The sequence below is a fragment of the Sulfurimonas sp. HSL3-2 genome (assembly GCF_039645965.1).
Lineage (GTDB): Bacteria > Campylobacterota > Campylobacteria > Campylobacterales > Sulfurimonadaceae > Hydrocurvibacter > Hydrocurvibacter mobilis.
Map to the genome: position 1 here is coordinate 1,252,992 of NZ_CP147917.1, position 12,924 is coordinate 1,265,915.

A 12,924-nucleotide genomic window follows, 5' to 3' on the forward strand; every position below is an offset into this window, starting at 1 on the left:
ACCCTACTTCGCCGTACACGACATACACGGGTCAAAAGATGCCAGTACTGCCGGAGCATCCGCATACTCTTCACCCAAAAATATATGTGAAAACGCAGGGATGCATGAGAACGTCGGTGTCTTTATGCGTACGCGTTCAAGCATCGCCGTGCCGTTTGCTTTGACATAGTACATCAGCTCACCTCTTGGAGCTTCAAAGCGCACTACAGTCTCGCCCTCAGGCTTACCCTTGACCTTTGTGACTATTTCGCCTTCGGGAACTCCGTTTAAGATGTTCTCGCACATCTCTATGGAGTTTACTATCTCGTTGAGCCTTACGATGTTCCTTGCATTAATATCACCGTCCGTGTGCGTCTGCATCTTATAGCCGACCTCGTTGTAGGGAAGGTAGTCTATCTCGTTACGCACATCGATGCGCAGTCCCGAAGCGCGGGCAAGAGGCCCTATGGCGTTGTACATGTAAGCCTCGTCAAGACTTAGAGCACCGATGCCTTTGAACTTCAAAGAGAGACTCCAGTTGTTGGTGAACTCATCCATATAGCCCTGCACTTTTTGCTTGACCTCGTAAAGGTTCTCTTTTACCTTTTGGACACTGTTTACATCCAAGTCTCTGTTGACCCCGCCGATGTTTATATAGTCAAACTGTATCCTGTTGCCCGTAATGAGTTCCTGTATCTCCATGATGAGTTCTCTGTCACCCATGATCCGCATAAACATAGCTTCAAAACCCGCATTTTCACAGGTATGCGCCAGACAGAGCATGTGTGAATGGATACGGTCGAGTTCCAAAAGCAGGATCCTCAGGTATTTTGCCTTAGATGTTATCTCTGCACCTAAAAGCTTCTCTATGGCAGCCGTATAGGTAAGAGAATGTGTGATGGCACAAAGCCCGCAGACTCTGGCGACCACATACCCGATGGAGTCGAATTTAAAACTCGTGGTACACGCTTTTTCCACTCCTCTGTGGACAAACCCCACATCTGAATCAACACCGATTATCTTCTCGTTCTCGCACTCGAACTTAAACCTCACAGGTTCTAAAAGCGAGATATGCTGTGAGCCCAGAGGGATGTTTATCGTCTTTTTCATACCGAGCATCCTTTTAACGGAGAGATCTCTGAGTCCTCGTCAAGATAGAGCCCTTTAGAACTGCCCTCGACAGTCACTCCGAACATATCTACAAGCTCACGCTGAGAGATGATGGCTGAGGGGATCATATCGACGACTGAGGGGATGGTGTCGGTGTAGTCTATAACTACGTAATAGATAACGATCTCATCCATCGCCTCATACTTTGAAAATATCCACTGTACCTCTAGTCTCTCATCTGCAAGCGCCACTCCGTTTAAAGTCAAAAAATGCCACTTTTTATAGTCATAGAACTCTTTTATCTCATCTCGTATCTTTTCTAAAGAGACCTCAATCTTTTGCATCGTCTTCCCCTACTTTTAGTGCGCTGTGGCGTCTATTTACTATGCCGTCATCTATTGTCGCAGCTTTAAACAGTTTGAACGGTTTTTCCATCTCTTTGCTCTTATGTTCGAGTATCTCCAACCCTTTGACGACTCCGTCGATGATAAGCTCAGGAGAGGATGCGCATCCCGGTACATAGACATCCACCGGGATATACCTGTCTATGCCTACCTCTACGTTGTACATATCTCTAAACACACACCCCGTACACGCACAGCTTCCAACTGCGATGACCACTTTTGGTTCAGGCATCTGAGTGTAGAGTTCCACCAGTCTCTCTCTTGTCCTGTACGTAACGGGACCCGTCACCAAAAAGATGTCCGACTGCTTTGGATTTCCCGTGTTTATGACACCGAATCTCTCAAGGTCATACTTCGGCGAGAGCGCGGCAAGTATCTCGATGTCGCATCCGTTGCAGCTTCCTGCGTTATAGTGGAGTATCCAAGGGGATTTTTTCCTGTATTTTTTAAGATCAAACATAAGAGAGTCCTATAAGATTGACAGTTCCAAGAACGATGCCAAGAGTCAAGACTATCTTTATCAGGTCTCTCATCTTTACCCTCGCCGTTGCATTGTCTACCAGATTCACCAGCAGAAACGTACCGATAAACAGGGCAGTACCTAAAGCGATATTGTCCCCGGCAAACAGCATAAGTAGAAGGTAGATAAAGACATACTCCAGCCATTTTGCCATATACATAAACTCAAAGAACACTCCGCTGTACTCCACCTCGACACCGCCGATGATCTCCTGATGCGCTTCCGTCGCGTTAAATGGAGACTTCTTCAGCTTTACAGGGATGATCATTAAAAAGGTCAAAAAGAGCAAGAACAGAGGTATGATGGATGAGGCGTTTGCTCTTATCGCAGATATCTCAAAACTGCCGTTTATCATAAAAAAACCGACTGCCATCATAACCAAGACAGGCTCATATGCCAATGTGGCAAGAAGTTCTCTGTTGGCACCTATATGTGAATATACCGATCTCACGCTAAAGCCTGCAAGGATAAGAAAGACGACTGAGAGAAGATGCAAGAAAATAATATATAGCAGGTTTTCTCCCAAAATTATAAACGCTACGACTATCCAAAGCGTAATGAAATAGACGATGCCAAGTATCGAGTGATAAGGGTTTACGATAAAAGCCTGCTTGCCTATGAGTTTATACATATCATAAAAAGGCTGCAGAAGAGGAGGACCTTTTCTGTTTTGCATCCTTGCTCTGAGCACTCTTTCAAACCCGTACAACAGACCGCCTAAAAGCGGTGCTACTGCTATGAAAAAAGCCTCCATCATAACAATACTCCTGCGATAAGTACCAACAAAGAGAGTGCTGCTGCGGTGTTGATACCTTTTTTAAGAGCATCCGAGAGATAAAAGTAGTACATCCCCAGCTTACTCTCATCCTTTTCACCGCAGTTGTACTCTTTGACCCTGTGGGCATTTTTAAACAGCAGAGTCGCGAATAAAATAGGTACGAACACGATCAATACCAGCGGAACGACGAATTCCAACGAGCTTAAAAAATGACTTAGAAAGATCATATATATCCCGACAAAGAGCAAAGCTAAAAGTAAAAACGAGGGTACGGTATAGAACTTAGATATCTTTACATGTAAGGGTTTTACATCCACGTCTTTTGCAAAAAGTTTTGCTACGACTTTAAAATACAGAAGCGTTAAAAGCGTGCTTCCAAGAGCCAAAAATATCAAAGCAAAGGTATAAAAAGGATTGTTAATGATCTCTTTTGAGATCGACTCTATCGCCATGAACTTCCCTATAAACACACCAAAAGGAGGAAGTGTCAGCGACGCAAAACCTACGATGATAAACAGCACCGTAAGCGGCGACCGCTCCACAAGGCCGTCGATGTCATCCACATATTTCAGACCAAAACTCTTCTCCAATACTCCCGCCTGTAAGAACAGCAGCGCTTTTGAGACGGCATGAAACATGATAAGGATCAAACAGGCAGTTACGGCTTCAGGCGTTCCTATGGCTGCCAGACTCATCATAAGTCCAAGCAGTGCGATAGTCGAATACCCAAGGATCTCTTTGAAGTAATCTTTGCCGAGAGCCAAAAGCGTAGCCGTAAAAAATACGAATGTACCAAACAGTGTCACGCCGAGAGAAAGAAACCCGCTCATCGCAGGAAATATCTTCAGCATCAGGTATGGTGCGATTTTTACCATCGTCGCACTGTGCAAAATAGCGCTCACGGGTGTCGGTGCGACCATAGCACCGATAAGCCATTTGTCAAATGGGATGCTCGCTCCTTTTACAAACGCTGCAATTGCCAGGAAGACGACGGGAAGCAGGTATATCTCGTCTATGTTGGCCAAGAGTACGTCAAAATAAAGAGTGTTGTACTCTAAAATAGAAAATACCAAAGCCAAAAGAATAGCCACTCCGCCTATCTGGTTCATCCATAAAGCCTGAAGCGCATTTTTTACAGAGAGTTCGTCGCCTCGGTAGCCTATGAGCAGATAGGAACAAAGCGTGGTGAGTTCAAAAAGCAAAAAGAAGATCTCAATGTTGTTTGTCGAGACTATAAAGTTCATAACGGACAAAAAGAAAAAGAGTATTGCAATAAACCCGTTTTTCTTGAATCTTGAAAGCTCTTCACTCTCTATGTATTTAAGCGCATAGACGATGATCATCCCGCCGACGATGTTGATGACAAGATACATCACCGAAGAGATATGATCGGCAAAGATATCGCTAGAGACGACTGCAGGAGAGAGATACACGACTACGGCATATAAAACAATCTGCACAAGGGCAAACAGCATCACAAGAGCATTTTTAGCTACTATACCGCGCCAAAGGAAATAGAGAAGCAGCAGAGTGTCAAGCAGTATAAAAAGCTCATGAAAGCTGTTCGGCAGAGGAAACGCAAAAGAAGTATTGAAAGAAAAAACATTACCAAGGCTCAAAGCACTGAGAGCTATGACAAACAGGATCGTAAGTATATTTCTGATCATCACGGGAGCGATTAGTGCAGCCAAAGCAAATAGCAAAGGGGCGATGATCAGGATTGCTGTCGTCATAACGTATTTATCTTATACCTGCTGAGTTCTTTGCCCTGTGAATCTATCACATGCACCGCACATGCCAGACAAGGGTCAAACGAGTGTAGCACTCTTAATACCTCGAGAGGTTTTGAGGTGTCTTCTATCTTTATCCCTACAAGCGCCTCTTCGTAAGCTCCTCTAAGACCATCATAGTTCTTTGGAGTAGCGTTCCAGGTCGTAGGAGCGATGACCGAGTAGTTCTCTATCTTCTCGCCTTTGATGTTTACAAAGTGCGACAACACACCGCGGGGTACTTCAAAGAAGGCCCTTCCCTTTGCGTCTTTTTCTAAGGCATTAAAATCATACTTTGTCCAGGTATCGGTGTCGTAATACTTGATGTTTTGAATCAGACGCGAGACAAGTTTAAAGATATACTCGCAGATGTAGTTTGTCTCGATGGCTCTCGCACAGTTTCTGCCCACCGTACTCGAGAGGTCAATGAGTTCCAGATCCGTATCTTTTAAAAACTCGTCTACAAAAGACCTTATCAGTTTATTGCCTTTTGAGTAACTCACCATGAGCCGAGCAAGAGGTCCTGTTTCCATCGTCTTTTTGTCATATCTCGGTGCTTTTATCCAAGAGTATTTGTCATCATTTTTCGCGGTCTTGAGTGTTCCGTCTTCATTGAGGTCTGTGTAACACACCTCGTTGTCTTTGGCATCTCCGCTGTACCATGCACGGTCGACCTCTTCGCTTATCTTGCTCTCATCGAACTCCTCTATCTTTGTAAAGTCGTGCCCGTAGATGATACCGCTGCTAAAGAGATTTTGTTCCCCTTCGAATTCATATCCGCCCACGCATAAAAAGTTCCCGTTTGCACGTCCCAGCCCTGCTTTGATCTCATCGCGGTAGGCCATGGCGATAAGCTTCATATCAGGCAGATAAGCACGGGTGATAAACTCTTTTGCATCTTTTATGACAAACAGATAGTCGTTGAGTCTTTGAGGATTGAGCATATCTGCGACACTCGTAACTCCTCCTACGACTAAAGTCTGCGGATGCGGTGTCTTTGCACCGAATATCGCCACTGCTTTACTGATGCTTGCCTGAAATTCCAGTGCTTCAAGGTAATGAGAGATGAGGATCAGGTTTTGTTCAGGAGTAAGTCTATAATCCTTATGTCCCCAATACCCGTTTTTAAAAGGACCGAGTTTGCCTGCATTTACAAAGTTCTGCAGTTTTACGAGGACCGCTTCATAGTGAGAATGGGAATTTCTAAAAGGATGGTCTGTATATTTATGCGCCTCTTTGGAGGTAAGTTTCGGGTCTGCATTTAAAGCACTTGTCACATCCACGAAATCCAGAGAGTGAAGATGGTAAAAATGCACTACATGATCCTGAATAAAAAGCGCCATTGACATCAGGTCTCTTATGATCTGGGCATTTTTGGGAGGCTCTATCATGTAAGCATCTTCTACTGAAGTGATCGCCGCACGGAAATGTACATTTGTACATACACCGCAGATCCTGCCTGCCATAAGTCCCGCATCACGAGGGTCTCTGCCTTTTAAGATGATCTCTATGCCGCGAAAAAGCTGTCCGCTTACATAGGCTTCCTGCACGATCCCGTTATCATCGACTTCGACTTCGGCTCTTAGGTGTCCTTCTATCCTTGTTATCGGGTCTATAACGATCTTTTTAGTGCTCATCACTTCTCTTCCTCAACATATTTTCTCTCATTTGCGAACTTATCAAAAAAGCCCTTCTCCGTACATCCCATACAACCGTGTCCCGCTTGAACAGGCCAGCTTGTCCCGCCGTTGAACTTCATCGTCGGACAGTTGACGTTTGCATAAGGCCCTTTACATCCCATCTCAAAAAGACACCATCCTTTTTTCGCACCCACGTCGCCCCACTCTTTGACAAACTCGCCGAGCTCATAGTGTCCGCGTCTTTCACAGTTGTCATGTACACGCCCCTCATATGCCCACAGAGGTCGGTTAAACTGATCAAGTGCCGGCAGTTCTTCAAACATGATGTATGAAAGCAGTGTCCCCACTATATTTATAGGGTTTGTCGGACATCCCGATATATTAATGACATCGTCACGTCCGAGAGCATCCGCTACTCCCACAGCTCCCGTCGGATTTGGAGCGGCTGCGACAACTCCGCCGTCAAATGCACAGCTTCCCACCGCCATCACAAGTGCCGCGTCTTTTGCACACTTTTTCAAAAGCTCAAGCCCAGTCTCGCCTTTTGGCCCGATGCGAAGAAATTTGCCGTCCATCGCCAAAGGAACTGCGCCCTCGACGATAAGGACATATTCTCCCTTCTGATTTTTGATAATATCTTCCAGTACCGTCTCGCTCTGGTCACCGCTGGCACTCATAAGCAGTTCATGATAATCAAGTGAAATATAATCAAAGATAAGGTCTTCAATAGCAGGGTTTGTAGATTTTATAAACGCTTCGGAGTTCCCGCTGCAGTCTGCAAGTTCCAGCCAGATTATAGGCACTTTATTCAGTGTTTTTACACCCTCTTCTACGACCTCTTCAAAGCTTGGATGCAGCTGCATATCTGCCGTTACCATAGATACCCAGCTGTTTACCTCATGTTTTCCTATATCTAAAGATGCCATAGCAGCTTCAAGGTTATCGGTTGTCAGATTGTTTCTCGGATGAAGAGTGTTAAACTTCTCGATACGCTTACGAGCCTCAGCAACCTCTTTCTCTCTTTGTATATCTTCCGGGGTCTTTCTCGGCATATTCGGGTCAATGAGATGCTGAGATTCTTTAATGATATTTGAGACCATCATCTTACATCTGCCGCAGACTCTTCCCGCTTGCGAAAACGGTGCCAGCTCTGAAAAAGATCCGATGCCGCTGCTCGTCACTATATCCACCAGGTCTTGATGATAGATATGCTCACAGCTACAGATGAGTCTTCCTCTCTCGCCGATCAGTCTGTTTTGATAAAGATAGTTTATATCTACCTCATCGCCGTTATTTATAAGTTCCTCTATGTATCCGACATCGACATTGGAGTTGATCCCTATAAACCTTGTCAGCTTGTCATCGTTTAAAAAGTACTCATCTATCCTATTGTCCTCTTTTGAGGCGATCTGTACCTTTTCATAGCCGCAGCTGAACTTTGGCGAGTTGACATCTATAAGATCAAACTCACCCACCTTTAGCATATCTGTTGTAGCTTCGAGTTTAAACTCTTTTGGTTCTTTGCCTAGAAGATGAGAGATAGCACAATCGGCTTGCAGGGTGCACTCTTTGACATGACCCGCGATAAAATGGATATCTTTTACCTCGGCACACTCTCCAACGGCATAGATATCTTCATCCATAGTCTGCATATAAAGGTTGGTCAGTATCCCTTTATTACACTCAAGGCTCTCTTTGAAGTTTGCGATGTTGGGTCTTATACCGATACCAAAGACGAGAAACGGGTCTTTTATCTCAAATTTTTTAGTCTTGATAACTGTTATCTCGTTCTCTTCTATAGTCTTGTCAACTATCTCGTCTTCGTAAGATATCCTTATCTTGCCGTCTCTTGTATAGCACTCTTCTATGATCTTAATTGAATCGCTCGAGAGTTCTTTGTTATAAAGATGATTACCGCGGGAAAGAAGCGTTATACGATCTACACTCGGCATTTCGTTAAGCGTCTCTAAAAGTTCAAGTCCTATGGGACCGCTTCCGACCATCACGACTTCACGGCCTGATACGCCTGCTTTGATGATCTCGCAATCTTTCGCACTTCTAAATACGGCTGCATTTTTTATGTTGTCTATATTAAAGAGTGTAACAGGAATAGAACCTGTAGCGATTATCAGCTTGTCGTAACTAAACATAGAGTCGTCAGAGAACACTCTTTTAGCATCGGGGTCTATCTTGTTTATTCTTTGATTTAGTTCAAGTTTAACTGTAGGGTCAAGAGGAAGAGAGATCCCTCCGATATCTTCACTCTCATCGACAAGACGGCAGAGGTGTATTCTGTCGTAGGGAGGGTTTTTCTCATCACTTATGATCGAGACATCTAGGGATGAGTCTTGCTTTTTAAGATTGTTTGCCAAATATACCGCGGCTATACCGCCGCCGACGATTACCACTCTCATACGCAACCTTTTATATAATAGACTTTCCTATAATCCGTCCATTATATAACTATTTCTTTTCATTTAAGTTAAAAATTTATCATGAAAAGCAGATTAAATTTAATTTTCTCTTTTTCCGGCAGCTTTAAGGTACTAACACTTTTTTAGATACAAGTGCTTTGGACAAAGCATCTTTGATAGACACGTAAGCTGCTTTGTTCTGTTCACGGATCTTTTCTTCCCTGTGCAGCTGTCTTGTTATATTATCCAAGTCTTTTCTTAGGTTATTATATTCTGAGATCATGGTTTTTCCGACTGCTGTCGCTGTTACCCTTTTTTTCTCTTCTCTATATTTTTTTATTTCATCTTTTATATTGTAAATCTCGACTTGCAGTCTGGTTTTTTTAGTGGTGTCTTTTATCATATCCAGAGAATCTAAATATCTTTCCAGCTTTTTCCCGTGTTCATTGATCTTTTGTGTGAGGCGTTCTTTTTCTGCATTGACTACATTTTGATATTCTAATGGTGATTTATCACCGATATACAGAGATCGTATCTTTTTATTGATATCTTCTTTCTCTTTTTTCAAGGCTTCGACGGATGTCTTGATCTTAATATATATCTTTACAATGGAAAGCATAGATATGACGTTCCATTTAAGTCCATCCTCTGTTTCCAGTTCCGGGACTTTATACTTTCTTCCATCGATTACAATAATGTTTAAAGAGTAATATTTTAAGAACTCCATCATATACTGATTTGATATAGCTATCTCTTCCAGGATAAGATTTGCAATGTGCCCAAATACTTCTTCAAAATGCTTTCTAAATACATAACCCGAAAAACCAAGAAAAAAGTCTTCGTCTTCATCTTCAAATGCTTCTTTTAGCTGTTCTAAGATAATGGACTGTATTAATGCAAATACTTTTTTTTCATAAGTCTGATTATCGATCTTTTTCTCTATCAGGTATGTTTGAACAAACATTTTTGCAGAATAATAAAAGAAATTTTTGCTTTCCTCTTCTAAAAAGTAATCGTCATAAAGAACTTTAAAATCTTCCTCTTTGATACCGTTATATCTGTTGGCAATAGTCTCTTTCTCATTTTCGGCGACTTTGCGCTTATACTTGTCGTCAAGTTTCTTTACAAAGATATGCTCGTCTCTGATAATGACGATATCATGATCTTTTAGTTGCAAAAACTCGTTGACTGCAAATCTTGCCAGCTCTTTTTTATTGATCTCTTCATTATTTATCTTGTTTATAAAGTTATATATTTTATCTTTTAATTTTTTTGGCAATGAGATCTGGTTTTTATTGCCTTTATAATCATATTCTATGAGGTCTTGATTGTTTTTCAGTATTTCAAGGAGAGAAGGAAGGTTGACACTGTCTTTTGGCTCGATCTTGTAGGGAAAGACTTTAAGACGGATCTTATTATTGATGATTTTAAAAAGTATATATCCTACCGGTTCTAGATACTCTTTAAACGCTTGCTTTATAATCAGCTGGCTTTGAGGATCGTCCAGATCTACTGTTTCACAATTTTCATTTAAATACGCAAATAGTTTATCATTCTCCTCATCACTGAGTCTGAAGTCGATACTCGGTTTACCGACGTGTGCTTTTAAATAAAATTTTATTTCCTGATCTAACATCAATACCCTAGAGAAAATTTTTATATTGTAGTCCCTAATTGTACAGGTATAACGATAAGAACTATATTAACCTGACAAGAATACAGGAGATGGATTCAGGCAAGAAGCATCTGCGTACCGACAGCGATAGATATGACTCCTGCAAGACCAAAAGCCCTTCTTATATTTGTTATATTAGTAAGAAGATTGCGATTGAGATAAAGTATCACTGCACCAAAGCTCACAAATACGACGGAAACACCGGCAACAAAAGCCAGCACCATCGTCGGTTCTATATTTTCACCGTGAAGCATACCAAGGGTCACGAGCATCCCTCTCACTCCGCCTATACCCATAAGTGCACCCATACCCAGTGCCGATGTCGAAATAACATTACCATGAGCGTGGCTTTTACCAAAATAGATATGAATATGTTCTTTATTACTGTGAACGTGTTTGTTCAGATGTATGCGGTTAGAAAAGACCATAAAAAGCAGATACAATCCCATAGCGATGATCACGGACGAAGAGATAGTATCTCCATACTCCGTTATATACTCAGGCAGCGAATAGACCTGCAGAAGTTTTGCAAAAATAAAAAGCATCAAACCGTGTCCAAAAGCAAACATCAAAGTTATTAGCGCCGTCTTTCTTTTCGACTTCCCTATAGAAAAGTCTGCGATGGCAGTCAAGTGATCGGGTCCGAATGCATGAAGGATACCATACCAAAAAATTATCATATAACCGATCATCATAGACTACTCCTTAAGTAAGAGGTTTAAAAAATTTTACTCTTTTTTTGTAAGAAAAAACTAAATTTTTACAAAACTTATACAGTTTTAGGACTAAAATCAATAATAAAAGGGTAAAATTTAGCATGCAATGGTTAATCGAATGTATTTACTGCGATCATAAACTGTATCGACTAGGTGACGGCATGTTAAAATGCTCGGCATGTAAAAGAAAGTACAGTCCAAAACGTATAAACAAGATCATGATGCTTATAGACTATTTTTGTGAAGACAAAAATGCACTTCAAACTTCAAAACAACTCCGACTTTCCTATGTATCAATCCATAAATATTACGATATCTTCAGACTGCTTTGTGCAAATATCTGTGAGATCGAATATGAACTCTCAAGAGGAAGATCTTGTGAGTATGAAGAGTATTTCTACCTTGAACAGAGTAAAAGGAACGATAGACTAGCGGTCTTTGATGCGCATAACTTCCTTACATTCGATTATGAAAACCATATCTATACATTGGTAATGCCGACACTTCAAAGATACAAGCAGCAGTTTATTGACGACAATCTTGAAAACGTATATAACAGCGAATTCAATAAGTTCAAACGCAAAAGCAGGATCATAAAAGTCTCTAAACATCTCAATAAAATCGTGAACTTTTGGGAGTATTTTGAGAAGTTTATACTAAACTACAAAGGGATATCGACCGAGAATTTTCCGCTTTATCTAAAAGAGGCGGAGTTTAAATTTAACCATACGCTTGAAGCACAAAAAATGCTTCTGCAAAAACACTATTTCGAGAGTCAATATGAATGAAAACAGTTTTGCTATTTTAGGTGTCGGAAATATCTTGGAGATGGATGACGGAGTAGCCGTCTATGCGACAAGATATTTGCAAAGCAACTATACCTTCACTCCCTCAATAGAGATCATTAACGGCGGAGTCGAAGGGATAAATCTGCTAAACATATTTATGCAGTACAAACATATACTGATACTTGATACCATAGATATAGAGGACTCTCCGGGGTCTATCTACCATATTCCCTCAGAGGAGCTTACCGGATACGGTCTCAACAGCGGCGGAGCTCATGAGATAGGTGTCATTCAGTGTCTCGATATGCTCGAACTCATGGGTAGAGAACTGCCGAAATCCTCCATTTTAGGGATCATTCCAGAAGAGATAGATATCTGCATAGGGCTGAGTTCTGTTCTGCATGAAAGATTTGACGATTACATCAAAAGTGTGCTCGGCATCTTAGAAAAAAACGGGATAAGTGTCACACAAAAAGAAGCGATCACACCTCTTAGATCTATCATAGAAAACTTCTCTTAATCTTTGCGTGTACTTTCAATGCTATAATGATGATATAAAGTCCTTATAGAAAGGGAGAGAAAGAGATGTGGAAGCAGCCGTTTGATGAGGATCTCTTTGAGAAGTTCGACAAATACAGAAAAATCGCCGGAGTGATCTTTATACTGCTTGGAACAGTCGGTATCGTTTATCCTGTTTTTATGACATTGGCGACTGTTACTTTTATATCATGGCTTATGCTGTTTGGCGGTTTTACTGCAGGCTATTTTACTTGGATCAGCAATAAAACGGACAGTATCGGCTGGCTGAAAAGCGTGATCCTCATAGGGGCAGCTATCTTTATGCTGCTTTACCCTAAAGAAAGTGCCAGTGCCGTCGGTCTGCTCTTAGCGGTCTACTTTTTTCTTGACGGGTTTGCAAGCTTCAGCATCGCTTTTTCAATGAAGCAGAGTTCAGGATCGATCCTTTGGTTTTTAAACGCTATCTTCTCAGTCTTGATCGCTTTGCTGCTTTTTGTCAACTGGCCGGTGGGTTCTATGTATCTTGTAGGACTTTTAGTCGGCTTTAGTCTCTTTTTTGACGGTGTCGCTCTTTTGGTAGGCGGTTCTATCTTTAAAGATATGCTGAAATAG

The 12,924-nt window shown here is 41.8% G+C and carries 12 protein-coding genes; 3 read left to right on the forward strand and 9 right to left on the reverse strand.

The window, feature by feature from the left end:
* Window positions 1-3: 3 nt before the first annotated feature.
* From WCX87_RS06290 to WCX87_RS06330, 9 genes are all read right to left on the reverse strand, one after another.
* The gene (locus WCX87_RS06290) at window positions 4-1,089 is read right to left on the reverse strand and encodes a nickel-dependent hydrogenase large subunit (protein ID WP_345978560.1); all 1,086 of its coding nucleotides are present in this window, start codon (window positions 1,087-1,089) and stop codon (window positions 4-6) included.
* A complete protein-coding gene (locus WCX87_RS06295) occupies window positions 1,086-1,433 on the reverse strand; it encodes an NADH-quinone oxidoreductase subunit C (RefSeq protein WP_345978562.1) in 348 nt (115 codons plus the stop codon). The genes WCX87_RS06290 and WCX87_RS06295 overlap by 4 nt, the downstream gene beginning before the upstream one ends.
* Window positions 1,420-1,953 (reverse strand): NADH-quinone oxidoreductase subunit B family protein, encoded by a 534-nt coding sequence (locus tag WCX87_RS06300; protein WP_345978564.1) that lies wholly within the window; start codon window positions 1,951-1,953, stop codon window positions 1,420-1,422. Before WCX87_RS06300 ends, WCX87_RS06295 begins: the two co-directional genes overlap by 14 nt.
* Window positions 1,946-2,770 (reverse strand): NADH-quinone oxidoreductase subunit H, encoded by an 825-nt coding sequence (locus WCX87_RS06305; RefSeq protein ID WP_345978566.1) that lies wholly within the window; start codon window positions 2,768-2,770, stop codon window positions 1,946-1,948. Before WCX87_RS06305 ends, WCX87_RS06300 begins: the two co-directional genes overlap by 8 nt.
* A complete protein-coding gene (locus tag WCX87_RS06310) occupies window positions 2,767-4,524 on the reverse strand; it encodes a proton-conducting transporter membrane subunit (protein ID WP_345978568.1) in 1,758 nt (585 codons plus the stop codon). Before WCX87_RS06310 ends, WCX87_RS06305 begins: the two co-directional genes overlap by 4 nt.
* On the reverse strand, window positions 4,521-6,197 hold the full coding sequence (locus tag WCX87_RS06315) for a nickel-dependent hydrogenase large subunit (RefSeq protein WP_345978570.1): 1,677 nt from the start codon (window positions 6,195-6,197) through the stop codon (window positions 4,521-4,523). The genes WCX87_RS06310 and WCX87_RS06315 overlap by 4 nt, the downstream gene beginning before the upstream one ends.
* Complete coding sequence (locus WCX87_RS06320) at window positions 6,197-8,614, reverse strand: hydrogenase small subunit (protein ID WP_345978572.1); 2,418 nt, start codon at window positions 8,612-8,614, stop codon at window positions 6,197-6,199. The genes WCX87_RS06315 and WCX87_RS06320 overlap by 1 nt, the downstream gene beginning before the upstream one ends.
* A gap of 124 nt (window positions 8,615-8,738) precedes the next feature.
* Entirely contained in the window at window positions 8,739-10,250 is a 1,512-nt protein-coding gene (locus WCX87_RS06325) for a hypothetical protein (RefSeq protein ID WP_345978573.1), read from the reverse strand.
* 95 nt (window positions 10,251-10,345) lie between these two features.
* Window positions 10,346-10,984 carry a hypothetical protein gene (locus tag WCX87_RS06330; RefSeq protein ID WP_345978575.1) on the reverse strand — a complete coding sequence of 213 codons (639 nt, stop codon included), beginning with the start codon at window positions 10,982-10,984 and terminating at the stop codon, window positions 10,346-10,348.
* A 182-nt stretch (window positions 10,985-11,166) separates the two neighbouring features.
* Between WCX87_RS06330 and WCX87_RS06335 the strand changes: the two genes are divergently transcribed.
* The 3 genes from WCX87_RS06335 to WCX87_RS06345 all read left to right on the forward strand — a co-directional run bounded on the left by WCX87_RS06335 (window position 11,167) and on the right by WCX87_RS06345 (window position 12,924).
* Complete coding sequence (locus WCX87_RS06335) at window positions 11,167-11,793, forward strand: transposase (RefSeq protein ID WP_345978576.1); 627 nt, start codon at window positions 11,167-11,169, stop codon at window positions 11,791-11,793.
* A complete protein-coding gene (locus WCX87_RS06340; RefSeq protein WP_345978577.1) occupies window positions 11,786-12,313 on the forward strand; it encodes a HyaD/HybD family hydrogenase maturation endopeptidase in 528 nt (175 codons plus the stop codon). The genes WCX87_RS06335 and WCX87_RS06340 overlap by 8 nt, the downstream gene beginning before the upstream one ends.
* Before the next feature lie 65 nt (window positions 12,314-12,378).
* The gene (locus tag WCX87_RS06345) at window positions 12,379-12,924 is read left to right on the forward strand and encodes a DUF308 domain-containing protein (RefSeq protein ID WP_345978578.1); all 546 of its coding nucleotides are present in this window, start codon (window positions 12,379-12,381) and stop codon (window positions 12,922-12,924) included.

Excerpts from the sequence above, each read along its gene's own strand:
- WCX87_RS06290 (WP_345978560.1), bottom strand. The coding sequence starts at position 1,089 with ATGAAAAAGACGATAAACATCCCTCTGGGCTCACAGCATATCTCGCTT.
- WCX87_RS06295 (WP_345978562.1), bottom strand. The coding sequence starts at position 1,433 with ATGCAAAAGATTGAGGTCTCTTTAGAAAAGATACGAGATGAGATAAAA.
- WCX87_RS06300 (WP_345978564.1), bottom strand. The coding sequence starts at position 1,953 with ATGTTTGATCTTAAAAAATACAGGAAAAAATCCCCTTGGATACTCCAC.
- WCX87_RS06305 (WP_345978566.1), bottom strand. The coding sequence starts at position 2,770 with ATGATGGAGGCTTTTTTCATAGCAGTAGCACCGCTTTTAGGCGGTCTG.
- WCX87_RS06310 (WP_345978568.1), bottom strand. The coding sequence starts at position 4,524 with ATGACGACAGCAATCCTGATCATCGCCCCTTTGCTATTTGCTTTGGCT.
- WCX87_RS06315 (WP_345978570.1), bottom strand. The coding sequence starts at position 6,197 with ATGAGCACTAAAAAGATCGTTATAGACCCGATAACAAGGATAGAAGGA.
- WCX87_RS06320 (WP_345978572.1), bottom strand. The coding sequence starts at position 8,614 with ATGAGAGTGGTAATCGTCGGCGGCGGTATAGCCGCGGTATATTTGGCA.
- WCX87_RS06325 (WP_345978573.1), bottom strand. The coding sequence starts at position 10,250 with ATGTTAGATCAGGAAATAAAATTTTATTTAAAAGCACACGTCGGTAAA.
- WCX87_RS06330 (WP_345978575.1), bottom strand. The coding sequence starts at position 10,984 with ATGATGATCGGTTATATGATAATTTTTTGGTATGGTATCCTTCATGCA.
- WCX87_RS06335 (WP_345978576.1), top strand. The coding sequence starts at position 11,167 with ATGTTAAAATGCTCGGCATGTAAAAGAAAGTACAGTCCAAAACGTATA.
- WCX87_RS06340 (WP_345978577.1), top strand. The coding sequence starts at position 11,786 with ATGAATGAAAACAGTTTTGCTATTTTAGGTGTCGGAAATATCTTGGAG.
- WCX87_RS06345 (WP_345978578.1), top strand. The coding sequence starts at position 12,379 with ATGTGGAAGCAGCCGTTTGATGAGGATCTCTTTGAGAAGTTCGACAAA.